Here is a 24,288-nt window from a genome sequence, read left to right on the forward strand (position 1 = left end):
TTGGCGCCCGGATCGGCGGCGCGTCGACGGTCGGCCCGCCGGCCTCGTACAGCGCGCGTTCAACATCTGTTGACAGGATCGATGCAGCGCTCGGGTAGATTCCCGCGCCGTGCTGCGTTTGCGAGTCCTGGGTCCGCTGGGTGCCGAAGTCGCCGGAACACCCGTCGAGTTGGGTGCTCCGCGGCAGCGTGCCGTGCTGGGCCTGCTGGTCGCGGCCCGCGGCGGTGTCGTGCCGGTCGACCGGATGACGGACGCGCTGTGGCGGGGCGAGCCGCCGGCCAAGGCCGCCGTGTCGCTGCACGCCTACCTGTCCAACCTGCGCCGGACGCTGGAGCCGGGGCGGCCGCCACGGGCCCCGGCCACCGTCCTGGTCACCACGGCGCCCGGATACGCCCTGCGGCTGGCCGGGGACGCGGTGGACGCCTGGCGGTTCGAGACCTGGATCGGGCGTGCCCGTACCGCCCCGCCCGAGGAGGCCCGGCGGCTGCTCGCCGAGGCGCTGGGCTGGTGGCAGGGACCGGCCTTCGCCGAGCACGCGGACGAGGAGTGGGCCGCCGTCGAGGTGGCCCGGCTGACCGGGCTGCGCGCGGAGGCCCGGGAACTCGCCGTGGCCGCGGACCTGCGCACCGGCCGGGCGGCACAGGCCGCGGCCGACGCCGGGTCGCTCGTCCGGGACAGCCCGCTGCGCGAGGAGGGCTGGCGGCTGCTCGCCCTCGCCCACTGGGCCTGCAGCCGGCGGGCCGACGCCCTCGCCGCGCTGCGCCGGGCCACCGCCGTGCTGCGCGCCGAACTCGGCTGCGACCCCGGGCCCGCCCTGCGGGAGCTGGAGCACGCCGTGCTCAACGGGCGGCTCGACGTGCTGCGTGCGGCCGTGCCCGAGGCCGAGCCCGTCGCCGAACTCGCCGCGCGCACCGGGCGCGGACTGTTCGTCGGCAGGGGCCCGGAACTGCGGAGCCTGGACGGGGCGGCCCGGGCCGCGCGGCAGACGGGCGGCCTCGTGCTGGTCACGGGCGCGGCCGGGGCGGGCAAGTCCGCGTTCCTCGACCGGGCCGCCGCCCGGCTGCGGGAGGCGGGCTGGCGGGTGGTGATCGGGCGCTGCCCCGAGTACGAGGGCGCACCGCCCGCCTGGGCCTGGGTGGAGGCGCTCGGCGCGCTCGCCCGCGAGGTGCCGCCGGCCCGCCCGGAGGAGCTGGCGGTACTGCTGCGGGAGCCGGAGAGCACGGCCGGCCCGACCCAGTCCGAGGCCACCGCCGGCCGCTTCCGTATGCACCGCGCCTTCGCCGCCTGGCTGCGCGACGCGGCCTCCCGCGCTCCCCTCGCCGTCCTGCTGGAGGACCTGCACCGGGCGGACGCCGAGACCCTCGCCCTGGTCGAGGCGGCGGCCGCCGTCACCGGGGTGCCCCTGCTCACCGTCGCCGGTTACCGGCCCACCGAGGTCGGCGAGCACCTCCTCAAGACCCTCGCCCAGCTCGCCCCGGCCGCCCCGCACCGGATCACGCTCGGCGGCCTGACCCCACGGGAGACCGCCACCCTCGTCGACGCCGTCTGCGGGGCGCCCGTGGATCCGGCGACCGTGACGGCGCTGGCCGAGCGCACCGGCGGCAATCCGTTCTACGTCCTGGAGAGCGCCCGTCTCCTGGCCGACGAGGGCGCCCTGGTCGCGGTCTCCGAGGTCCCCCAGGGCGTGCGTGACGTGCTGCGCCGGCGCCTCGCCCTGCTGCCCGCCGCCGCCCGGTCCGTCGTACAGCTCACCGCGGTGCTGGGCCTGGAGGCCGAGGTCGCGCTGCTCGTGGACGCCGCCGAGGCGGACGAGGAACAGGTGCTGGAGGGTCTCGACGCGGCGCTGGCCGCCGGTCTGCTCGCCGAACCCGGGCCGGGCCGCGTCCGGTTCGTGCACGCCCTGGTCCGCGACACCGTCTACGCCGACCTGTCCGGTGCCCGGCGCTCCCGGCTGCACGCCCGGGTCGCGCGCCTCCTGCGCCACCACCGTCCCGCCGAACTCGCGGCTCTGGCACATCACTTCGCCCGCTCCGGCAGCGCGGCGGACGCCCCGCTCGCCGTGGACTACGCGCTGCGGGCGGCCGAGGCCGCCGAACGGCGCTACGCCCACGACGTCGCCGTCGCCCTGATCCAGCAGGCGATCGACACCCATACCGCGACCACCGGCGACGACGCCCCGCCCGACCGGCTGATCGAGCTGCTGGTACGGCTGCTCGGGGCGCAGGTGCGGACCGGTGCCACGGACGCGGCCAGGCGCACCCGGCAGCGCGCGGTGGAACTCGCCGAACAGGCCGACCGGGGCGACCTGGTCGCGGCCGTGTACGGGGTGTGGACCGAGCCCGCGGCCTGGCGCAGCCGGCTCGAGGGACGGTACGACCGGACCGCGCTGGCCCGCCTCGAACGGCTCGCGGCCGATCCCGGCCTCGACGGCCCGACCCGGGCCCGAGTCCTGCAGGCCCTTGTCGACGCGGTCGCCGCCGAGGACCCGCCCCGGGCCCTGGAGGCGGCCCGCGACCAGCTGGCACTCGCCCGCGCCGACGGCGAACCCTCCCTGATGGCCGCCGCGTTGATGACCTCGGCGCGGTTGCTGCCGCACGAGACCCGGACCGGCACCCGGCCGTCGCTCACCGCCGAACTGCGCGAACTCGCCCACGCCCACGACCTGCCCGCCTATCGCTGGGTCTGCGAGAACCTGGACGCGATGACCGCCGCCGCCCGCAACGACCCCGCCGCCGTGCAGCGGCACACCGCGGAGGGCCTGGTCCTCGCCCGCCGCTACCGCATGGTGTGGGCGCAGGGGCTCAGCGCCGCGACCTCCGCGATGCTGGCCACCGTGGCCGGGCGTTTCGAGGCGGCGGAGGCCGCCTACGCCGAGGCGGACACCCTGCTGCGGCAAGTGGGCGCCCACCACGCCACCGGTGTGCGCGCGCTGGCGCTGATCAACATACGGCTCGTCCAGGGCCGGGCGGCCGAGATCGAACCGGTGGTCCGTGCCGTGTACGAGTCCGCCGGAGCTCCGGTCGCGGTGCCCCGGGCACTGGTCCTGGCCCGGCTGGGCAGACTCGACGAGGCCCTGGCCGTACCCGTGTCCCCGGAGCCGTTGCAGGACCATCTCTACGGTCTGGAGCTCGACTTCCGCGCCCAGCTCGCCGTGCTCCACCGGGACCGCGACTCGGCGGCCGCCCTGCTCGGGCATCTGCTGCCGCTGCGGGACCAGCTGGCGGGCGCGGCGGGCGCGGTGTACGCGAGCCGTCCGCTCGCGCATGCCCTCGCCGACCTGCAGCGGCTTCTCGGCGAGGACCGGGCGGCGGCCGAGGGCTATGCGCTGGCCGAACGCACCGCGCACGCCTGGGGATCGGCCCACCTCGCGGCGAACGCCCGCCGGGCGGCGGCGGACCTGGCCGAGGCCCGGGCCCGCCGCCGCACCTTCGCGACCTGACGGCCCGGCACCGGGCCGCCCCCGTCGTCAGCCGCCGAGTGCGGTGTTCACCACCGCCTTGGCCTCCTCCTGTACCCGGGCCAGGTGGTCGGGGCCCCGGAAGGACTCGGCGTAGATCTTGTAGACGTCCTCGGTGCCGGACGGGCGGGCCGCGAACCAGGCGTTCTCCGTGGTCACCTTGATCCCGCCGATCGCCGCGCCGTTGCCCGGTGCCTCGGTGAGGACGGCGGTGACCGGCTCTCCCGCCAGGGTCTCGGCGGTGACCTGGGCCGGGGAGAGCTTGGCGAGGAGGGCCTTCTCCTCGCGGGAGGCGGGGGCGTCGATGCGGGCGTAGGCGGGTTCGCCGAAGCGGGCGGTGAGGTCGGCGTAGTGCTCGGACGGGGTCTTGTCCGTCACGGCCGTGATCTCGGAGGCGAGCAGGGCGAGCAGGATGCCGTCCTTGTCGGTGGTCCACACCGAGCCGTCCCGGCGCAGGAAGGAGGCGCCGGCCGACTCCTCGCCGCCGAACCCGATGGCGCCGCCGGCCAGTCCGTCCACGAACCACTTGAACCCGACCGGGACCTCGACCAGTTGACGGCCGAGGTCGGCGGCCACCCGGTCGATCATCGAGGAGGAGACGAGGGTCTTGCCGATGCCGGTGCTCGCCGGCCACCGGTCGCGGTGGCGGTAGAGGTAGGAGATGGCCACGGCCAGGTAGTGGTTGGGGTTCATCAGGCCGGCGTCGCGGGTGACGATGCCGTGCCGGTCGGCGTCGGCGTCGTTGCCGGTGGCGACCCGGAACTCGGCGCGCTTCTCGATCAGGGAGGCCATCGCGTACGGCGACGAGCAGTCCATGCGGATCTTGCCGTCCCAGTCCAGCGTCATGAACCGCCAGGTGGGGTCGGTGTACGGGTTGACCACGGTGAGGTCGAGCCCGTGCCGTTCGGCGATCCGCCCCCAGTAGGCGACGGAGGCACCGCCGAGCGGGTCGGCGCCGATGCGCAGCCCGGACGCCCGGACCGCGTCGAGGTCCAGGACGCTGGGGAGGTCGTCGACGTAGGTGCCGAGGAAGTCGTACCGGCCGGTGGCCGGCGCGGCGAGCGCGCGCTCGTACGGGATGCGCTGTACGTCCTTCAGCCCGCCCGCGATGATCTGGTTGGCGCGGTCCTGGATCCAGGAGGTGGCGTCGGAGGCGGCGGGGCCGCCGCTGGGCGGGTTGTACTTGAAGCCGCCGTCGGCAGGCGGGTTGTGCGAGGGGGTGACCACGACGCCGTCCGCGAGGCCGGTCGTACGGCCCCGGTTGTGGGTGAGGACGGCGTGCGAGACGGCGGGGGTGGGGGTGTAGCCGTCGGCGCTGTCGATCAGGACGGTCACGCCGTTGGCCGCGAAGACCTCCAGTGCGGTGACCTTGGCGGGCTCGGACAGGGCGTGGGTGTCGGCTCCGAGGAAAAGGGGGCCGTCGGTGCCCTGGCCGCTGCGGTACTCGCAGATGGCTTGGCTGGTGGCGGCGATGTGGTCCTCGTTGAACGCGGTCGTCAGCGACGATCCGCGGTGTCCCGAGGTGCCGAACGCCACCCGCTGGGCCGGGTCGGACGGGTCGGGGTGCAGCGCGTAGTAGGCCGTGACCAGCCGGGCCACGTCGACGAGGTCCTCCGGAGCCGCCGGCCGGCCCGCTCGCTCATGCGGCATGAGTCCACTTCCTCCGCAGTCGTTGATCGATCGCTCGCCGCCCATCTTTCCTTGTCAGCGGCCGCGGACGCGAGTGCGGCACCGGCCGCGCGCCGAAGACACCACGGGTTCACGGCGGGTTCACAGCAGTCGTACCGCACCGGGGGCCTGCTCTTCGAAGATGGCCACCAGCCAGTCGAAGACGGTGGCCCCGCGACCGGCGCGGGCCTCGGCCAACTCCGCCGCGACCGTCGCACGGTTGGCCGGGTGGCAGCGGGCGAGCCGGAGCTCCAGTTGACGAGCGGTCTCCGCATGGCCCAGGTGTGCCCGGGACGTCTCGTGGTCGCGCCACTCGAACACGAAATCACCGTCCTCGGGTGTGCCGAAGCCGCCCCTGAGACAGTCGACGAACGCGTCGAGGTTGCGGCCGAAGTAGCCGCCGGGCCCGTTGACCGCCTCGCCGATCACCCGCCAGAAGTCCTCCAGGGTCCTGATCTCGGTGCCGTCCAGTACATAAGTCGCCGTCACGGCCCGAAGGATACGGCCCCGTCGGCCGGACGCCCGCAAGCATTGATTGCGCAAGGCAGCACCCGCAGGGACCCCCAGACCCACCCAATCGATATATCGTGATACTCCACAGACCGTATCGATGGTGTTGACCGCAGGAATCGAGGGTTCGGGATGTCGACCGAGCACGCCACCAGTCCGCTGCAGGATCCCCGGGTCCGGGCCGTACTCGACCGGATCCAGGCCGAGCACCGCCGCCCCGCCGGGGGTGGTCCACGGGGCGGCACCCGGGACCCGCACGCCTTTCCCGACGTCGGCTTCGCCGTCCATCCCGCACAGGGCGACCTGATCTATCTGCTGTGCCGGGCCGTCGGCGCCAGGCGTGTCGTCGAGTTCGCCACCTCGCTGGGCGTCTCCACGCTCTACTTCGCCACCGCGGTCCGTGACAACGGCGGCGGCACGGTGATCGGCTCCGAGATCGTTCCGGAGAAGGCGGCCACCGCCCTGGGCAACCTCGCCGAGGCGGGCCTCGCCGACCTGGTCGACCTCCGGATCGGGGACGCCCGGGAGACGCTGCGCGACCTGGGCGGGCCCGTCGACTTCGCGCTCATCGACGGCTGGCCGGTCGACTCGGGCCCCTCGCTGGCCCGCCAGGTCATGGAGACCGTCGCACCGCAACTGCGCCGGGGTGCGCTGGTGATGAACGACAACGCCGAGCCCGACTACCTCGACTACATCCGCGACCCGGCCAACGGCTTCCGCACCCTTTCGCTGCCGCTCAAGGGCTCGACGGAGCTGTCGGTGAAGGTGGGGCCGTCCACCGGCACGTGAGGTCGGCACAGCGGACGCGCGAGGACCCCCGGACGGTTCCCGGGGGCCCTCGTGTGTCGTTCGGTGTGCCGCGGAGTCGGTCAGTGTGCCGCGGGCACCGTGCGTGCGGCGGCCGGCGCCTTCGCCGGCCTCGGGTTGAGGACGCGGTCGGCCAACTCACCGAACAGCAGGCCGAATCCGCCCCACAGCGCCGCCTGGATGGCGAGCGCCGAGAGCCGGAACCGCCACAGCAGGGTGGCCGGGAAGTCCTTCGGCACCTCGTTGATGACCGGCAGGAACTGGTACGCCAGCCCGATGAGGACGCCGAACGCGACCACCGCCAGCACGGTCGCCCACCAGGTGCCCAGCCGCGGCTGGAGCCGTTTGCCGAGGATGGTGGCGGCGACCGCGAGGAGCACGCTGAGCAGCATCATCAGGAAGTACAGCGTGGTCCGCTTGCCGATGGTGTCCGGGTCGCCCACCGACGGCGGGTTGGCCGGATACTTCAGGAACGGCACCACGTAGACGGCGGTCAGCGCGCAGCCGGACAGCAGCAGCGCGGTCGCCCGCGGCGAGAAGCGGCCGACCCGGCCGAGGGCGAAGCAGTAGGCCAGGGCGGCGATGCCGCCGAAGGCGACCCCGTAGACCAGGACACCGGTGGCCAGGCCGGCGGTGGACTGCAGGGAGCGGGAGACGACCTCCATCTCGTGCTCGTGCGAGTGGGCGTCCTCGAAGCTGATGGCCTTGTCGACGTTCGGCTCACCGAGCAGGTAGGCGACGACGAGGGCCAGCAGGCCGGCGGCCAGGCCGGCGAGCATGCCCCGCACCAGGAGGTTCCGGACCGTTGCGGAGTTCATGGGTGGTACGGCGCCCCTCGCGTCAGTGGCAGGGGAAGCCGAGCAGGTGGCGGGCGTCGTGCACCCACTCGTGGACGTCCGTGCCGCTGAACACGGAGGTGGCGCCCTGTTCGGCGCCGACGAAGTAGAGCAGGATCAGCATCAGGATGCCGAAGAACACCGCCCAGGGAGCTATCGCGGACAGCGGCAGCTTCGCGGGAACGGCGGGGGTGGTGGCTGTCGGCGGAGCGACGGTCTGCGCCATGGCAGGACCTCCTCTGGGAGTTCGCGTCCCATCTCGGTGGTGCACAGGACGACGGCCACGGGTCTGACTCACGAGCAGCCCTGGGGCTCCCGCATACAGTGGCGCGACCGTTCCGGATTTCCACCGGCTTCCGTCTCGCCGTCGTCGATATCGGACAGACCGTACCGCGTGTCAGGGGCACGGCCAAGACCGCATCACCAGGCGTGATCTTCATCTCGCGCCTGGTGGGCGGCCGGTGGGACGGCTCAGACGGGTGGGGCGAGGCCCAGTTCGCGCTCGCCGAGCGGGGCGAAGAAGCGGTCGACGTCGGCGTCGGTGACCTCGGCGAGGGTCTCCGGGGACCAGTGCGGGGCACGGTCCTTGTCGACGACCTGGGCACGGATGCCCTCCACCAGGTCATGGCTCGCGAGGGTCGCGCAGGAGACGCGGTACTCCTGGTCCAGGACCCGTTCCAGCGAGCCGAGTTGCCGGGCCCGGCGCAGCGCCTTCAGCGTGACCTTCAGGGCGGTGGGCGACTTGGCGAGCAGGGTGTCCGCCGTCTCCTTCGCCGCCGGGTCGCCGTGCGCGAGCAGTCGCTGGACGATCTCCTCGACCGTGTCGGCCGGGTAGCAGGCGTCGATCCACGCCCGGTGCCCGGCCAACTCCCCGTCCGGCGCCTGCCGGACCTGCCGGGCGAGCGCCTCGGGCACGGCCAGGGTGGCGAGGTCGGCGACGAACGCCCGGAGCGAGCCGGAGGGCATGTAGTGGTCGGCGAGTCCGCACAGCATCGCGTCGGCGGCGCCGATCCGGGCGCCGGTCAGGGCGAGATGGGTGCCGAGTTCGCCGGGCGCGCGGCCGAGCAGGTAGGTGCCGCCGACGTCGGGCACGAAGCCGATCCCGGTCTCGGGCATGGCGATCCGCGACCGCTCGGTGGCGATCCGGACGCTGCCATGGGCCGAGACACCGACCCCGCCGCCCATCACGATGCCGTCCATCACGGCGACGTACGGCTTCGGGTACCGGGCGATGCGGGCGTTGAGCCGGTACTCGTCCCGCCAGAAGGCAGCCGCGGCCGACCCGTCGCCGTCGCGGGCGTCGTCGTGGACGGCGCGGATGTCGCCGCCCGCGCACAGACCGCGCTCCCCCGCTCCGGTGATGACGACGGTACGGACGGCCGGGTCGTGCTCCCAGGCGGTGAGCGCCTCGTCGATGCGGCGCACCATCGCGTGCGACAGCGCGTTGATGGCCTTCGGCCGGTTGAGCGTGATGTGCGCGGCCCGTCCGTCGACGTGCAGCAGGACGTGTTCCTCGGCGCCGGTCATCCGGACACCTCCGCCGGGCCGCGGGCCACGATGAGGCGCATGATCTCGTCGGTTCCTTCCGGGGTCGGGTGGACGCGTGGGTCACGGACGATCTTCTCGTGCCCGTTCCGTCCACAGCACGCCGACCCGTCGCAGGACACCGACCGGCCCGGGCCCGAGCCGCCACGGCCGACGGCCAGGCGCGGCGGCCGCCGGTGACGAAGGAGGCTCCGAAGAAGCGGAGTCCGCTGGTGTCGGCCTCGACCTTCCGGAAGGCGGTGTCCCAACGGGCGAGGCCGTCCGGCGTGGCCGGCCCCTCGGAGACCAGGGTGTCACGGGCCGCTCGGCGGCGTCGGCCATCAGCCGGTGGCGTGCGATCTCCGAAGCGCCGAGGGCGGGCGTGCGGTCGACCGCGTCGGTCGCCCCCCTCGCCCTTTTCGCCCTTCTCGTCCTCGGCACGGTGAACGCCTCGGCCGTCTCGCCCGTCTCGGCCTCGGCCCGTCCGCCGCCAGGCGCAACGTAACCGTCGGTAACGGTGCTCACGGGGCCGGACCGGACGAACCGGCCGGACCGCGGCCGTTCGCCCCTCAATGACTGCCCGTCCGTCCATGGCATGGATGAACAGACTGTGACCGGAGGGGACTTGAAGGGCGCCCGCCGGGCAAGCCGGGCTGGTCAGGCCCTCGCGCGATAACCTACCCACGGGTATGGACAGTTGAGCCGTCAAGCTAGCCTTTTCTCATGGAGACTCCCGAGCCTCGCTGGCTGACGGATGACGAGACGCAGTGCTGGCTCGTTCTGGCCGGGGTGCTGGTCCGGCTGCCGGCGGAGCTGGACGCGCAGTTGCAGCGGGACGCGGGAATCAGCCACTTCGAGTACCAGGTGCTGGCGGGACTCTCCGAGGCACCCGGCCGGACCCTGCGGATGAGCGAACTGGCGATGTTCGCCAACGGCTCGCTGTCCCGGCCCTCCCACGTCGCCAAGCGGCTTGAGGACCGGGGCTGGCTGCGCCGGGAGCCGGACCCGGACAACGTCCGCTTCACCGTGGCGACGCTGACGGACGCCGGCTGGGAGAAGGTCGTCGACTCGGCACCCGGGCACGTGGCGGCCGTACGCCGGATGGTCCTCGACCCGCTGACCCGGTCCCAGGTCCGGCAGTTGCACGAGATCGGCCGCCGCATCCTCGCGGCGACGGACGACGCGGGCAGGCCGTTGGGCTAGGGGGTGTCGCATCCGTGTGTACCGGCCCGCCGGCCGAGTGGGTGCGAGGCGGAGGCCGGGGCCGGTCCGCCGGGTCCACCACCCCGGCCACAGCTGGGCGAGACCGAAGGCCGCCTCCAGCGTGAGGAAGGGCCACAGCAGTCGCGGCGCGCCATGGCCCAGCGCGTACGCCTGCCAGGTGGCGAACAGGACACGGGCCGCGCCGTCGAACAGTCCGTGCGACGGCTGCGGCCTGACGATCCGCAGGAGTGCCCAGATCACCACGACCGAACCCATGAGGTTCGCGTAGAGGGTCTGCATCGGATCGAGCGCGGGCAGGACGCCCAGCCCGAGCTCCCCGCCCATCGAGGACAGGGAGTCATGGACCAGAGCGTAGGTCCAGGGCGTGGCGAATCCCGCCGTGACGACGAGGTCGTACCAGGCGCTCGCGCGGACGACTTGGAGATAGGCGGGTCGGGAGGGAGCGGACGGACGGCTCACGGCGAGGCTCCTGCTGGTCGAGTGGCAGCGGCGGCCTCACGCTAAACAGTGGAGTACGGTCCAAGGTCAAGTGTGAGTGGGGGCAGGTCGTGCGCATCGGGGGGCTGGCCGCGCGGGCGGGCATGAGCAGGGACACCATTCGCTTCTACGAGCGGATCGGCCTTGTCACGGGTCGTCGGCTGGCCAACGGCTATCGCGACTTCCCGCCGGAGACGGTCGCCTGGCTGCATTACGTGCGCACCGCGCAGACCCTCGGCTTCTCGCTCGCCGAGATCGGCCGGCACTTCGCGGAACTGAGCGAAGCGCCGGACACGGCCCGGGCGTTGTCCACGCTGTTCGAGGAGAAGATCGCGGTCGTCGACGCCCGCATCGCCGAACTGACTTCCCTGCGGGGCGAGTTGGCGGCGCGCGTCGGTACCGGATGCCCGTTGCGGGCCACCGCCCAGAACGGCTGAGCGAAGGGCGGCGGGCGCGTCGGGGGGCGAGCGTCGAGGGGGGCGAGCGTCGCGGCGGAACCCGCCGAGTCCTGGCGCAGCCACAGGCACTCGTCGCGCAGCGGCACCCCCACGCCCCCGCAGTGGTCGAGCGGCCGCCGGATCCGGATGACCTCCTTGCGGCCGGCGACGGCCCGCGCGCGGGAGAAACGCGCCCCGCCCAGCAGGCTCGCCACGGTCACCGCCCGTGGGCCCGTAGCCGATCACCGCCGCGCCCTGGGCGCCGTCCTCGGCACCGGTTCCGCTCACCAGCCACTACCGTAGTGTTTACTCCAATTGTAATAAACGCTACGGTACGCAGGCCGTCAGTAGGCGGTCCAGTGCCGTCCCGACGGGAAGAGCAGCCCCATGACCAGCGCCTCGCGCCGGATCGACGTCCACCAGCACCTGGTCCCGCCCTTCTACCGGGACGCCCTCGCCGGGCACGGGATCACCGAGGCGGGCGGCCGCTCCCTGCCCGAGTGGAGTCCCGAGGCGGCGCTGAAGCTGATGGATCTGCTCGGCACCGAGACAGCGATCCTGTCGGTCTCCACCCCGGGCACCGGCTTCCTCACCGACCCCGGCGAGGCCACCGCCCTGGCCCGGCGGCTCAACGACTTCTCCGCCGCGCTCGCCGCCGAACACCCCGGCCGCTTCGGCTGGTTCGCCACCCTGCCCCTGCCGGACGCCGCCGCGGCCGCCCGGGAGGCCGAGCGCGCCCTCGCCGAGCTCGGCGCCGACGGCGTCACCCTGCTCGCCAACACCGGCGGCGACTACCTCGGGGCCGACGGCCAGGACGCCCTGTGGCGGGTCCTGGACGAGCACGGCGCCGTCGCGTTCGTCCACCCGGCCGAGCTGCCCGGGCCCGCCGTGGACGGGATCCCGCCGTTCGCCGCCGACTTCCTGCTCGACACCACCCGGGCCGCCTACCTCCTGGTGCGGGGCGGTGTCGTGCGCCGGTATCCGGGCATCCGGTTCGTGCTCAGCCACGCGGGCGGCTTCGTGCCGTACGCCTCCCACCGCATGGCCGTCGCCCTCGCGGCCGACAGCGGGCGCAATCCCCTGGACATCCTGGAGGACCTCCGCGGCTTCTACTTCGACACCGCGCTGTCCTCCAGCCCGGCCGCCCTGCCCACGCTGCTCGCCTTCGCCCGGCCCGGGCACGTCCTGTTCGGCAGCGACTGGCCGTTCGCGCCGGCCGCGGCGGGCCAGTACTTCGCCAACGGGCTGGACAGCGGGGTCGACCCCGGCACCCTCGCGGCCGTCGACCGCGGCAACGCCGAGGCGCTCTTCCCCCGCCTGGCGGCCGGCACCCCCGCCCCGGCTCCCTCCCGGCCGCTTCCCGCACGGCTGCGGCAGTCCGTGCGGCGCGCCGGTGCCCGCGCCTTCTTCAGGATGGTCCAGCCCGGTACCGACTGAGCGGCTTCCCTGGAGGCCCGGTGAACCGGCAGGGAACTCTTGGTCATGGGTTTCCCTGGACGGCCGTTCGAGTACAAAGGGCTGCCTAACATGAGGCGATCACGAACGGTACGAACCCCCGGGAGCTCGGGATGGTGTTGTCCGGCCTCAGCTGGAGGTCGTTGCGTCCCTGGGCGGTCGTCGGTGTCGCCGTCGTATGCCTGGTGGCCGGAGTTCTGGCGCTCACGCACGACTCACGCCCCGCACACGCCGACCCGGCCGCGCTGCCGCACACCACCGTGGAGGTGTCCGCCAGCCGCTGTGGCCGGGGGTGGAGCGCGCCGGTGCCCGGTGTCCAGGTCTTCGACCTGCACAACCCGACCGACGGGGCCGCCGAGGTCCTCTTGGAGGACCCGAAGAGCCAGGCCGTGTACGGCGAGGTGGAGGACATCGGGCCCGGTACGACCCGGGAGCTGACCGTCCGGCTCGGCAAGGGCGCGTACGCCTTCAAGTGCGTGCCCGACGACGCCGACGCCGTCACCGGGCCGACCGTCCGGATCACCAAGGGCAGCAGCGGACCGGCCGCGGCTCCGGTCACCGAGCACGACCTGATCCCGCCCGCGCTCGCCTACCAGAAGTGGGTCGGCAACGGCCTGTCCGACACCGTACGGCTGACGACGGCCCTGCGGGACGCGATCGACCACGGCGACCTCGCCGCCGCCCGCACCGCCTGGCTGCCGGCGCACCTGGAGTACGAGCGGCTGGGCGCGGCGTACGACGCCTTCGGCGACGCCGACGGCGCGATCAACGGCACGGACGCGGGGCTGCCCGGCGGGGTGCACGACAAGGACTTCACCGGCTTCCACCGGATCGAGTACGGCCTGTGGCACGGCGAGTCCGCCACCGGCCTGCGCGGCCCGGCGGCCGATCTCGTGAAGGCGGTGACCGCGCTGCGCGACGACTGGGCGCAGACCCGGATGGACCCCGCCCAGCTGGGGCTGCGGGCGCACGAGATCCTGGAGAACACGGTGCAGTTCGAGCTGACCGGCCGTACCGACTTCGGCAGCGGCAGCAACCTCGCCACCGCCCGCGCCAACCTGGACGGCACGGTGGAGGTCATGTCCCGGCTGCACCCGCTGCTGGCCACCCGGTACGCCGGTCTGGCCGGTCTTGAGACCGAGTTGAAGCAGGCCGGCGAGACGCTCGACGGCTTCGGACACGGCGGCACCTGGACCCCGCTGGGGAAGCTCGGCCACCGGCAGCGCGAGGACGTCGACGCGGTCCTCGGCGACCTGGTGGAGCGGCTGGCGTCGGTGGCGACCCTGTGCGATCCGCGGAGGACGGTATGAGCACGAACGAGACGACCGGCAAGGGCGGAGTGGGCCGCCGCGGGTTCCTGCGCGGCGCGGCCCTCGCGGGCGCGGGGCTGGCCGCCGGCGGCGCGGCCGCCCCCGGCACGGACCCCACCACCCCCAGCACAGTCGCCCCCTTCCACGGCACCCGCCAGCAGTCCGCGATCGCCGCGCCCCGCCGGACCACCGTGTTCACGTCCTTCGACCTCACCGCCGAGAGCCGCGCCGAGCTGACCGAGCTGCTGCACACGCTCACCGACCGCGCCCGCTTCCTGACCTCGGGCGGCACCCCGGACCCGGTCGGTGTCACCGCCCCGCCCGCCGACTCGGGCGTCCTCGGTGAGCAACTGCCGTCCGGTGCGCTGGCGGTGACCGTCGGCGTCGGCGGCTCGCTCTTCGACGACCGGTACGGGCTCGGGAAACTGAGACCGCGTCGGCTGACGGAGATGCCCGCCTTCCCGGACGACGACCTGCGGCCCGAGTGGTGCCACGGCGACCTCAGTTTGCAGTTGCACGCGGACGACACCGACACCGTGCTGCACGCACTGCGCGACATCGCCCGGCACACCCGGGGCGGTATGCAGGTCCGCTGGCGGCTGGACGGCTTCACCAGTCCGCCCCGCCCGTCCGGCACCCCGCGCAACCTGCTGGGGTTCAAGGACGGCACCGCCAACCCGGAGACCACCAGCGCCCGGGAGATGGACCGGCTGGTGTGGGTCGGCAAGGACTCCGGCGAACCGGAGTGGGCGGTCGGCGGCAGCTACCAGGTGGTGCGGCTGATCCGCATGCTGGTGGAGTTCTGGGACCGGGTCTCCCTCAGCGAACAGGAGCGGATGTTCGGCCGTTCCCGCGAGTCCGGGGCGCCCCTGGACGGCAACGCCGAGCACGACACGCCCGACTACGCCGACGACCCGAAGGGCGACGTCATCCCGCTGGACGCGCACATCCGGCTGGCCAACCCGCGCACCACGGCCACCGCCGAACAGCGGATCCTGCGCCGTGCCTACAACTACGACCGGGGCATGGACAGCAACGGCAACCTCGACATGGGCCTGCTGTTCTCCTGCTACCAGCAGGACCTGGCCCGGCAGTTCGAGACCGTCCAGAAGCGGCTGGCCGGGGAACCGCTGGTCGACTACATCTCGCCGTTCGGCGGCGGCTACTTCTTCGCCCTGCCCGGGGTGCGGGACCGGAACGACTGGTTCGGCCGCGCTCTCCTCGCCTGAGCTTGTTCGAACAACTCCATGGCAATTCCCTAGCCCAAACGGTCAATACACAGTCAAGGTTTGCCCCAGCATCCCTGACCCGGTGTTCATTCACCCGCCATCATGGCTCCGCCGGAGCGCCCGCAAGCGGGCGAAGCATCCCTGCCTGTACGACGCAGTGACGTTCATGCCCGGAGGGGAACCAGCAATGTCCAGCACAGGAAGACGAACGGCGATGAGGAGCCTCGGCGCTCTCGCGGGGGCCGCCGCACTCACGGTCCTCGGGAGCACCGCGCCCAGCTGGGCCGCCGTACCCGCCGGGCACGGCGGCGGCTCGTCGACCGCGACCCCGATCAAGCACGTGGTCGTGCTGTTCGACGAGAACATCTCCTTCGACCACTACTTCGCGACCTACCCGAAGGCCGCGAACACCGACGGCACGAAGTTCACGGCGTCCAAGAAGACCCCGAAGGACATCGACACCGTCGCGCACGCCGGGCTGCTCACGAAGAACCCGAACCAGTACACGCCCAAGCGGCTCTCCTCGTCGCAGGCGATGACCTGCGACCAGAACCACTCCTACGGGCCCGAGCAGCTGGCCTACGACGGCGGCAAGGCCGACCAGTTCGTGCAGAACACCGAGGTCGACAAGTGCAGCGGCGGCCTCTTCGGCGAGCCGGGCCTGGTGATGGACTACTACGACGGCAACACCGTCACCGGTCTGTGGAACTACGCCCAGCAGTACGCCCTCAACGACCGCTCCTACAGCTCGGTCTACGGCCCGTCCACGCCCGGCGCGCTCAACCTGATCTCGGGTCAGACGCACGGCGCGATCTCGGTGGACTCGGTCACCGGCAAGCAGACGTCGACCCCGGACTCGTACGCCATCGCCTCCCCGGACGCGAAGGGCGTCGGCACGGTCGTCAACGACCCCGACCCGGCCTACGACGACTGCTCCGACAAGGACCACACCAGCACCAGCGCGCTCGCGTCGCTGCAGGGCAAGAACATCGGTGACCTGCTCAACTCCAAGAAGGTGACCTGGGGCTGGTTCCAGGGCGGCTTCCGCCCGTCCACGGCCTACGACGGCACGTCCGGCTCGTACGCCAAGTGCGACACCACGCACACGAACGTCGGCGGTGCCTCCGTGGTCGACTACAGCCCGCACCACAACCCGTTCTCGTACTACAAGTCGACATCCAACCCGCACCACGTGGCGCCGAAGAACGTCAACGAGATCGGTCACAACGGCCAGGCGAACCACAACTACGACCTGACCGACTTCACCGCGGCCGCCAAGGCGGGCAAGCTCCCGGCCGTCAGCTTCCTCAAGGCCGGCGAGTACCAGGACGGCCACGCCGGCTACTCGGACCCGACCGACGAGCAGCACTTCCTCGTCAACGAGATCAACGCCGTCCAGAGCTCGCCGCAGTGGAAGTCCACCGCGATCGTCATCGCGTACGACGACTCCGACGGCTGGTACGACCACGCCTACGCCAAGCCCCGCAACGGCTCCAAGGACTCCACCGTCGGTTCCAACGGCAAGGCCCTGGACAGCGCGGCCTGCCAGGCGGGCCCGGCCGCGTCCGGCGGCTACGCCGACCGCTGCGGCCCGGGCACCCGGCAGCCGCTGCTGGTCATCTCGCCCTACAGCAAGGTGAACAAGGTCGACCACACCCAGACCGACCAGTCCTCGATCACCCGCTTCATCGAGGACAACTGGCGCACCGGCCGCGTCGGAGACCACTCCTTCGACGCCACCGCGGGCTCGCTGACGAACATGTTCGACTTCCGGCACCCCAACAACAAGCAGGTGCTGCTGAACTCGGACGGCTCCGTCAAGCACATCGGCCCGATCCGCCACGTCTCCGCGGTGAGCACCCACATCACCCCGGGCCCGGCGATGGTGAACACGGCCGCGACGACCGACTCCGGACAGTTCCCGGCCCTTCCGGTCAGCCTCGGTGCGGGCGCCCTGGTGGCCGCCGGCGCCATGGGCTCGTACCTGACGCTGCGCCGCAGGCAGCGCACGGCCGCCTGACCCTCCCCCGCCCCGACCCGATCGGCACGGTCCTCCTCCCCGGACCGCGCCGATCGGCGTTTCGGGCGCAGGAACACGGCTGGCCGGAAATACTCGCCCTTTCGGGTGGAACAGGGCATTCCTGGAACGTCGGACGTGGACCGGGAGTCCTTTGGAGTGAGGGGAAAAGAACCGCAGACCACACAAGAGCCATAGAGCACACAGAACACACGGGGGTGTTCGACCTTGACCGACATCATCGACAGGATCACCGAGAGCAGCGCCGGGGAAGCGGCGCCGACGCCGGAGGAACTGACGCCGTACGTCGCGCCGTTGCCGATCCCGCCCGTCCTGCGGCCCGGCACCGGCGACGTCCTGCGCGAGACGGAGATCGCGCTGCGCCCGACCTGGGTCCGGCTGCACCCGCAGCTCCCGCCGACCCCGATGTGGGGGTACGACGGGCAGGTGCCGGGCCCGACCATCGAGGTCCGCCGCGGCCAGCGCGTCCGCATCGCCTGGACCAACCGGATCCCCAAGGGCAGTGAGTATCCGGTCACCTCGGTGCAGGTGCCGCTGCGCACCGACGGCCGTCCGCAGGCGAACACCGAGCCCGGCCGCGAGGGCGTCGAACCGGACAAGGACGTCGCCGCCCTGCCCGCCTGGACGGTGACCCACCTGCACGGCGCACAGACCGGCGGGGGCAACGACGGCTGGGCGGACACCGCCGTCGGCTCCGGCGACGCCCAGCTCTCCGAGTACCCGAACGACCACCAGGCGGTGCAGTGGTGGTACCACGACCACGCCATGAACGTGACCCGGTGGAACGTGCACACCGGCCTGTACGGCACCTACCTCGTCCGTGACGACGAGGAGGACGCCCTCCAACTGCCCTGCGGGGAGCGGGAGATCCCGCTGCTGCTCGCCGACCGCAACCTGGACACCGACGAGGACGGCCGTCTCAACGGCCGGCTGCTGCACAAGACGGTGGTCGTCCAGCAGCAGAACCCGGAGACGGGCAAGCCGGTCTCCACCCCGTTCACCGGCCCGTACACCACGGTCAACGGCCGCATCTGGCCGTTCGCCGAGGTGGCCGACGGCTGGTACCGCTTCCGGCTCGTCAACGCGTCCAACGCGCGCATCTACGAACTCGTCCTCGTCGACGAGGACGGCAACCCGGTCCCGGGCGTGCTGCACCAGATCGGCAGCGACGGCGGGCTGCTGCCCCGCCCGGTCCCGGTCGGCTTCGACGCGGCGCTGCCGACGCTCACCGTGGCCCCGGCCATGGGGGTCCCCCCACGCCCTTTAGGCAGTGGGGGAGCTTCGACCTGCTCGCCGACTTCCGGGGCCTGGCCGGCAAGAAGCTGCGCCTGGTCAACAAGGGCCGCAACCAGCCGCCGGGCGCGCCCGACCCGGCCGGTGACGTGCGCTACCCGGCCGTCCTGGAGTTCCGGGTCGGCTGCGGCGGTGCGGCGGACGGCTTCGAGCTGCCCGAGGTGCTCTCCGGCTCCTTCCGGCGGCTCACGCACGACGTCCCGCACGGCCACCGCCTGATCGTGCTCACCCCGCCGGCCACCAAGGGCGCCGGCGGCCACCCGGAGATCTGGGAGATGACCGAGGTCACCGACCCCGGCTCCGTCCAGGTCCCCGCCGAGGGCATCGTCCAGCTCACCGGGGCGGACGGCACGACGAAGACCTACCGGCGCACCTCCCGGACCTTCAACGACGCGCTGGGCTTCACCATCGCCGAGGGCTCCTACGAGCAGTGGAGCTTCCTCAACCTCGCGCCGATCGTCCACCCGATGCACATCCACCTGGCCGACTTCCAGCTGCTGGGCCGCGACGCCTACGACGTCTCCGGCTTCGACCCCGCGGTGGGCGGAACCGGCAAGCCGATCGCGTACGACGCGGCGAAGCCGCTTCCGCTGGCGCCGAACGAGCTCGGCCACAAGGACGTCTTCCGGGTGCCGGGCGGCCAGATCCTGCGCGTGATGGGAAGGTTCGACGGCGCGTACGGCCGCTTCATGTACCACTGCCATCTCCTCGAACACGAGGACACGGGGATGATGCGGCCCTTCGTGGTCATGCCCGAGGAGGCGATGAAGTTCGACCACGGCACGGCCCACGGCGGACACGGCGAGGGCCACACCGGCTGACCCCACGACTCCGGCGTGCCGACTCCCGACGGTCCGGGTGCCGGCACGCCGGAGTCGGCGGCCGGCCTGCGATCGGCGTGCGGATGCCGTCGCCGGCCCTCTACGGCGGGCGGGCCCGGCGGCCGCGGGCGGCCTGCGGGACGGTGCCGAGCCGGATCAGGCAGGCGGTGGCGTCCTCGTCCGGCCGGGGCGTGCCCGCGATGCCGATCGGCACCAGCTCGGAGGGGCTGCGGCCGCGGCCGTGCGCCAGGCGGACGCAGCACTCGGAGCCGGTCCCGGCGAGGAGGCGCGGCCTCCTCCCGGCGCGGTCCCGGGACGCGGCGTCCGCCGGAGGCGGCGGTGCGTGCGGTTGTCGTCCGTCCTGTGGCACGGGATGCTGAGGGAGCACGGAGGGAAGCGGTGCCCATGGATCGTTTTCCGAACGCGGCCGACGTCGACTTCCACAGTCCTCTGGACCTCACCAAGGCCGCGGCCGCGGTGCTGGACGCCGAAGGCCGCATCTCGGGATGGGGCGCCTCGGCCCAGCGCCTCCTCGGACATCCGCCCGAGGACGTGCTCGGCCGGCCGGCGGCCCGCCTGCTGGCGGCGGATCCGGGGCAGCGGCTCTCCGCGCTCTGCACGGCGCTCCGGCCCCGCAGCACGGTACTGGACCTGTCGTGCCGGGACGGGCACACCCTGCGCGCGGCCGTGACCTTCAGCCCGCTCGCGCCCCAGGGCGTGGCCGCGACCGTCGTGGTCGCGGCGGAGCTGGAGGCGCTGCGCGGCTGGGAGGCACAGCTGGCCATGCTGCAGGGGCTGGCCACGGAGTCCTCCGTGGGTCTGACGATCTTCGACACGGACATGCGCGTCGTCTGGGGGAACGTCTCCACCGATCTGGAGCTCGCGGGGATCGCCCAGTACGTCGGCCGCCCGGCCGCGGACCTCTTTCCCGAGGGGGAGTTCATCTCCCGCCACCATCCTCCGGACGAGGACCAGATCATGGAGCACGTGCTCACGACGGGCGAACCGATCATGGGCATGCACTATCGCGGGCGGGCTCCCGCCGACCCGGTGCGCGAGCACGTCTGGTCCTGCTCGTACCACCGGCTGGTGGACGCCAGAGGCGAGCCGCTGGGGCTGTTCGAGGAGTCCCTGGACATCACCGACCGCTACCGCGCACAGGAGCGGCTGTCGCTGCTGGTGCGGGCGGGGAAGCGCATCGGCGCCTCGCTGGACGTACGCCGTACGGCAGCGGAGCTCGCCGACGTGGCGGTGCCGCAGCTGGCCGACGAGGTGCTGGTGGACCTGCCGCCGGCGGTCATCGAGGGCCGGCAGCCGCCGACAGGTTCGGCGCCGGGGCACAATCTGCTGCGCATGCACGGCCGCACCCCGGAGGAGTTCCGGACCACTCCCGTCTCCTATCCGCCGTCGTCGCCGCAGGCGCTGAGTCTGGCCACCAGCCGCCCCGTCGTCGACGCCGCCACGCACAGCTCGGCGGACGAGCCGGCACCGGCCGACCGGCGCTCCAGCCTGTTCGTCCCGCTGGTCGCCCGGGACGCGGTCCTCGGCCTCGCCACCTTCCGGCGCAGCAGCAACCCCGACCCCTTCGGACCCGAGGAGCAGACGCTCGCCGTGGAGCTGACCGAGCGCGCCGCCGTCGGCATCGACAACGCCCGCCGGTACACCAGCCAGCACGCGGCGGCCCTGGTGCTGCAGCGGAGCCTGCTGCCGCAGCACCTGCCCGAGCAGAGCGCGGTCGACGTGGCGTACCGCTACCTGCCCGCCGACAGCCGGGTCGGTGTGGGCGGCGACTGGTTCGACCTGATCCCGCTGTCCGGTGCCCGGGTGGGGCTGACCGTCGGCGACGTGGTCGGCCACGGTGTGCACGCGGCCGCGACCATGGGCCGACTGCGCGCCACCGTACGGACCCTGGCCCTGCTGGACCTGGACCCGGCCGAGCTGCTCACCCGCCTCGACGGCCTGGTGGCGCAGGACTCCGAGTCCCGCGCGGACGACGGGCTGGGCGACGAGGCGCTCGGGGTGACCTGCCTGTACGCGATCTACGACCCGGTCAGCGGCCGCTGTGTCTGGGCGAGCGCGGGCCATCCCCCGCCGATCGTGGCCGACGCGAGCGGTTCGGTGGCGCTGTCCGCGCTGGCACCGGGACCGCCCCTGGGGCTGGGCAGCCTGCCCTACGAGAACGTCGAGCTGAGCCTGTCCAGCGGCAGCGTGGTGGCGTTCTTCACCGACGGCGTCGTGGAGGACCGGCGTACCGACATCGACAGCGGTATCGACCGCCTCGCCCATGTGCTCACCTGGCAGCGGTGCCCGCTGGAGGAGCTGTGCGACCGGGCGCTGTCGACCCTGCCGCCGGGGCCGCAGGCGGACGACGCCACGCTGCTGCTGGTGCGCACCCGGCGGCTGGGCGCCGGCCAGGTCGTGGACCTGGAGCTGCCGCCCGACCCGGCGATGGTGGCCCGGGCCCGCACGGACACCGAGCGCCAGTTGGAGACCTGGGGCCTGTCCGAGCTGGCGTTCACCGCGGAACTGGTGGTGAGCGAGCTGGTCACCAACAGCATCCGGTACGCCACCGGGCCCGTGCTGCTGAGGCTGATCAGGGACCGCAGCCTGCTGTGCGAGGTCTCCGACAACGCGCACACGGCACCGCACCTGCGGCGGGCCCGCCGGGACGACGAGGGAGGCCGCGGCCTGTTCCTGGTCGCCCAGATGTCCCAGCGCTGGGGCACCCGTTACACCGGGTCGGGGAAGACCATCTGGGCCGAACTGGCCATCCCCTGAGCCTGAGTAGGCTTGCGGCTGATCGAAGTGGGTCAAGTGCCCATATCGCCGCACCCGTTCCGCCGAGAAGGAGCAGCCCGATCGACGAGCATCCGACCTTCGCGCAGCTGCTGCGCCGGCATCGGCGCGCGGCCCGTTGGACCCTGGAGCAGCTGGCCGAGGCCTCGGGGGTCAGTGCGCGCACCCTGTCGGACATCGAGCGCGGCCGGAGCAAGGGCCCCCAGGAGCGGACCGTCACCGCCGTCGCGGACGCGCTCTCCCTGGGGGACGACGCCCGTCGGCAACTCCTGGAGCTGGCGCGGGGCGCCCGCCTGCGGGACCACTGGACGCGGCCCACCGGGCTGTGCGAACTGCCCCGTTCCGTCGACGACTTCACCGGCCGCGCCGCCGAACTGGCCTGGGTCGACCATCTCGTGCGCAGCGACCTCGCCCCCGGGGTCGCCGTGGTGGGGCTGGTGACCGGCTCGGCCGGGCTGGGAAAGACCACGTTCGCCGTCCGGGCCGCCCACGCGGCGCGGCCGGGCCTTCCCGACGGGGTGTTCTTCCTCGACCCGTTCGGCATGTCCCAGCGGCCGCTGCCCGTCGACGACGCGCTGGCGCTGCTCCTCGGCGCGCTCGGGGTCGCCGCCCAGCAGGTGCCGGCCGACACCCACGGGCGTGCCTCCCTGTACCGCTCGCTGCTGCGGGAGCGCCGGGTCCTCGTCCTGCTCGACAACGCCGCGTCCGAGGAGCAGGTGCGCCCGCTGCTGCCGGCCGGCGGCACGGCCAGGGTGCTGGTCACCAGCCGCCGGCTGCTGTCCGGCCTGGAGGGCGTGCGCCGGCTGGTGCTCGGCCCGCTGCAACTGCCGGAGGCCACCGAACTGCTGACCGGCATCCTCGGTGAACGGTCCGCCACCGACGGGGAGCCGGCGCTCACCCGGCTCGCGCAGCTGTGCGGCGGGCTGCCGCTGGCGCTCCGCATCATCGGCAACCGGCTGGTGAGCCGGCCCGACTGGGGCGCGGACGAGCTCGCCCGCCGGCTGGCCGACGAGGAGCGCCGCCTGGAGCAGTTCCGGGCCGGCGACCTCAAGATCGCCAATGCGTTCGGGATGTCGTACGAGCAACTCGCGCCCGCCGCGCGGCGGATCTTCCGCAGGCTGGCCGTCGTGCCCGGCCGGGACGTGGACGCCGCGCTCGCCGCGGTGGCCGGCGGGACCTCGGCCGAGGACGCCTGGGACGCGCTCGACGACCTGGTCGACCTGGGTCTGCTTCAGGACACCACCGAGGGCCGCTACCGCTTCCACGACCTGGTCCGGCTCTTCGCCCGGGACCGGCTGCAGCGGGAGGAGACGGTCGCCGAGCGCGCCGCGCTGGCCGAGCGGACGACGTCGTGGCTGTTGCGGACGGCGACGGCCACCGGCGCGTGGTTCGGGCCCGCGGACGGCCGTCCGGAGGCACCCGACGCGGGGCTCGCCGGACTCGCTCCCCTGGCGTCCGCGGAGGAGGCGGACGAGTGGCTGCGCGCCGGTGTGGACAACTGGCTGGGTGCGTTGCGGCTCGCGGCGGAGGGCGGACGGCACACCGAGGTGCTCGACTGCGCCGAGTCGATGGGGTGGTACTCCGACCGGTGGGTGCACGGCCCGCACTGGAACGAGGTCTTCACCCTCGGCGCCACGGCCGCCGCGGCCCTCGGTGACCATGGGCGGCACGCGGCCCAGCTGAACCATGTGGCCTGGGTGCACGGGGTGCAGACGCTCGACGCGGAGGCCGTCCTGCGCTGCACGGCCGAGGCGATGGACCTCGCCGCCCGCAGCGGCGCCACGGCGCAGATCGCGTGGGCGCACTGCCGTGCCGTACCGGGCTACCGGCTGCTCGGGCGGTTCGACGAGGCCGCCGCGTCGGCGTCGCGGGCGGCGCGGATGTTCAAGGGGCTCGGTGACACCCGAGCCTACTGTTCGAGTCTCGTCAACCTCGGTCTGTGCCGGCGGGACCAGGGGCGCCACGAGGAGGCGCTGGAGAGTCTCCGCGAAGTGGTCGCCCTCGCGGGCGCCGCGGGTTCGGGGATGACCCCGGGCACCGCGGCGTTCGTGCGGCGGCACGCGCTCGCCCCGCTCGGCGGGTCCCTGGCGCTGCTGGGCCGTCGGGCCGAGGCCGTCGAGGCGCTCACCGAGGCCACCGCTCCGGGCGAGCGGCTCGATCCCAGCCACTGGCAGGCCGACGCCCTGGAGCAGCTGGCGGCGCTGCTGGCCGAGGAGGGCCGCGACGCGGAGAGCCGCCTGGCCTACGCGCGGGCGGCCCTCATGTTCGAGACGCTCGGCGACGCCGACGCGCACCGCCGTTGCGCGGCCCGGGCCACCGCCGCGCCCTGACCGCGCCGACTGCCCGAACGTGCGGTGTTTCTGCGTGCTGTTCTGCGTGGTCCGGCCGCGGCGACCCGGCTTGACT

Annotated in this window: 16 protein-coding genes, 3 pseudogenes and 1 riboswitch; of the genes and pseudogenes, 12 read left to right on the top strand and 7 right to left on the bottom strand. The window is 73.3% G+C overall.

Features of this window, described 5'->3' with window-relative positions:
- Positions 1 to 109: 109 nt before the first annotated feature.
- Complete coding sequence (locus tag KVT45_RS03125; RefSeq protein ID WP_308310629.1) at positions 110 to 3,439, top strand: BTAD domain-containing putative transcriptional regulator; 3,330 nt, start codon at positions 110 to 112, stop codon at positions 3,437 to 3,439.
- A 27-nt stretch (positions 3,440 to 3,466) separates the two neighbouring features.
- Here the strand turns inward: KVT45_RS03125 and pgm are convergent, their stop codons facing one another.
- Positions 3,467 to 5,107, bottom strand: a complete 1,641-nt coding sequence (gene pgm, locus KVT45_RS03130; RefSeq protein ID WP_217544907.1) for a phosphoglucomutase (alpha-D-glucose-1,6-bisphosphate-dependent) — start codon at positions 5,105 to 5,107, stop codon at positions 3,467 to 3,469.
- Positions 5,108 to 5,227: 120 nt separating this feature from the next.
- Positions 5,228 to 5,614 (bottom strand): barstar family protein, encoded by a 387-nt coding sequence (locus KVT45_RS03135; RefSeq protein ID WP_217544908.1) that lies wholly within the window; start codon positions 5,612 to 5,614, stop codon positions 5,228 to 5,230.
- 153 nt (positions 5,615 to 5,767) lie between these two features.
- Between KVT45_RS03135 and KVT45_RS03140 the strand changes: the two genes are divergently transcribed.
- Positions 5,768 to 6,424: an O-methyltransferase gene (locus KVT45_RS03140; protein ID WP_217544909.1), complete on the top strand. Its 657-nt coding sequence runs from the start codon at positions 5,768 to 5,770 to the stop codon at positions 6,422 to 6,424.
- Positions 6,425 to 6,504: 80 nt separating this feature from the next.
- Here the strand turns inward: KVT45_RS03140 and KVT45_RS03145 are convergent, their stop codons facing one another.
- The 3 genes from KVT45_RS03145 to KVT45_RS03155 form a co-directional block, all read right to left on the bottom strand.
- Positions 6,505 to 7,260: a CbtA family protein gene (locus tag KVT45_RS03145; RefSeq protein WP_217544910.1), complete on the bottom strand. Its 756-nt coding sequence runs from the start codon at positions 7,258 to 7,260 to the stop codon at positions 6,505 to 6,507.
- Positions 7,261 to 7,282: 22 nt separating this feature from the next.
- Complete coding sequence (locus KVT45_RS03150; RefSeq protein ID WP_089103609.1) at positions 7,283 to 7,504, bottom strand: CbtB-domain containing protein; 222 nt, start codon at positions 7,502 to 7,504, stop codon at positions 7,283 to 7,285.
- A 36-nt stretch (positions 7,505 to 7,540) separates the two neighbouring features.
- A riboswitch (cobalamin riboswitch) is annotated at positions 7,541 to 7,682 on the bottom strand.
- A gap of 67 nt (positions 7,683 to 7,749) precedes the next feature.
- Positions 7,750 to 8,805 (bottom strand): enoyl-CoA hydratase/isomerase family protein, encoded by a 1,056-nt coding sequence (locus tag KVT45_RS03155; protein WP_217544911.1) that lies wholly within the window; start codon positions 8,803 to 8,805, stop codon positions 7,750 to 7,752.
- A gap of 720 nt (positions 8,806 to 9,525) precedes the next feature.
- Between KVT45_RS03155 and KVT45_RS03160 the strand changes: the two genes are divergently transcribed.
- Positions 9,526 to 10,005, top strand: a complete 480-nt coding sequence (locus KVT45_RS03160) for a MarR family winged helix-turn-helix transcriptional regulator (protein WP_217544912.1) — start codon at positions 9,526 to 9,528, stop codon at positions 10,003 to 10,005.
- Between the two features lie 66 nt (positions 10,006 to 10,071).
- Here KVT45_RS03160 and KVT45_RS56085 read toward each other — a convergent pair.
- Positions 10,072 to 10,485 (bottom strand): annotated as a pseudogene (locus tag KVT45_RS56085) (hypothetical protein); the annotation flags it as partial.
- An 89-nt stretch (positions 10,486 to 10,574) separates the two neighbouring features.
- Between KVT45_RS56085 and KVT45_RS03165 the strand changes: the two are divergent.
- From KVT45_RS03165 to phsA, 6 genes and pseudogenes are all read left to right on the top strand, one after another.
- Positions 10,575 to 10,940 (top strand): MerR family transcriptional regulator, encoded by a 366-nt coding sequence (locus KVT45_RS03165; protein WP_217544913.1) that lies wholly within the window; start codon positions 10,575 to 10,577, stop codon positions 10,938 to 10,940.
- A 387-nt stretch (positions 10,941 to 11,327) separates the two neighbouring features.
- A complete protein-coding gene (locus KVT45_RS03170) occupies positions 11,328 to 12,377 on the top strand; it encodes an amidohydrolase family protein (RefSeq protein WP_217544914.1) in 1,050 nt (349 codons plus the stop codon).
- Between the two features lie 131 nt (positions 12,378 to 12,508).
- Positions 12,509 to 13,705, top strand: coding sequence for an EfeM/EfeO family lipoprotein (locus KVT45_RS03175; protein ID WP_217544915.1), 1,197 nt, complete (start codon positions 12,509 to 12,511; stop codon positions 13,703 to 13,705).
- Positions 13,702 to 14,934, top strand: coding sequence for an iron uptake transporter deferrochelatase/peroxidase subunit (gene efeB, locus KVT45_RS03180; RefSeq protein ID WP_217544916.1), 1,233 nt, complete (start codon positions 13,702 to 13,704; stop codon positions 14,932 to 14,934). Before KVT45_RS03175 ends, efeB begins: the two co-directional genes overlap by 4 nt.
- 214 nt (positions 14,935 to 15,148) lie before the next feature.
- Positions 15,149 to 16,954 carry a phospholipase C gene (locus KVT45_RS03185; RefSeq protein WP_217544917.1) on the top strand — a complete coding sequence of 602 codons (1,806 nt, stop codon included), beginning with the start codon at positions 15,149 to 15,151 and terminating at the stop codon, positions 16,952 to 16,954.
- Positions 16,955 to 17,179: 225 nt separating this feature from the next.
- Positions 17,180 to 19,086 (top strand): annotated as a pseudogene (phsA, locus tag KVT45_RS03190) (O-aminophenol oxidase PhsA).
- Between the two features lie 100 nt (positions 19,087 to 19,186).
- Here phsA and KVT45_RS03195 read toward each other — a convergent pair.
- Entirely contained in the window at positions 19,187 to 19,456 is a 270-nt protein-coding gene (locus KVT45_RS03195; RefSeq protein ID WP_217544918.1) for a hypothetical protein, read from the bottom strand.
- A gap of 35 nt (positions 19,457 to 19,491) precedes the next feature.
- On the opposite strand from KVT45_RS03195, the gene KVT45_RS56090 reads away from it, so the two are divergent.
- The 3 genes and pseudogenes from KVT45_RS56090 to KVT45_RS03200 all read left to right on the top strand — a co-directional run bounded on the left by KVT45_RS56090 (position 19,492) and on the right by KVT45_RS03200 (position 24,212).
- A complete protein-coding gene (locus KVT45_RS56090; RefSeq protein ID WP_254646277.1) occupies positions 19,492 to 21,864 on the top strand; it encodes a SpoIIE family protein phosphatase in 2,373 nt (790 codons plus the stop codon).
- A 110-nt stretch (positions 21,865 to 21,974) separates the two neighbouring features.
- Positions 21,975 to 22,139, top strand: a pseudogene (locus tag KVT45_RS58375) (helix-turn-helix domain-containing protein); the annotation flags it as partial.
- A 138-nt stretch (positions 22,140 to 22,277) separates the two neighbouring features.
- Positions 22,278 to 24,212, top strand: a complete 1,935-nt coding sequence (locus KVT45_RS03200) for a tetratricopeptide repeat protein (protein ID WP_308310630.1) — start codon at positions 22,278 to 22,280, stop codon at positions 24,210 to 24,212.
- Positions 24,213 to 24,288 lie beyond the last annotated feature (76 nt).

This window comes from Streptomyces sp. GbtcB6 (assembly GCF_019091475.1).
Classification (GTDB): Bacteria; Actinomycetota; Actinomycetes; order Streptomycetales; family Streptomycetaceae; genus Streptomyces; species Streptomyces hyaluromycini.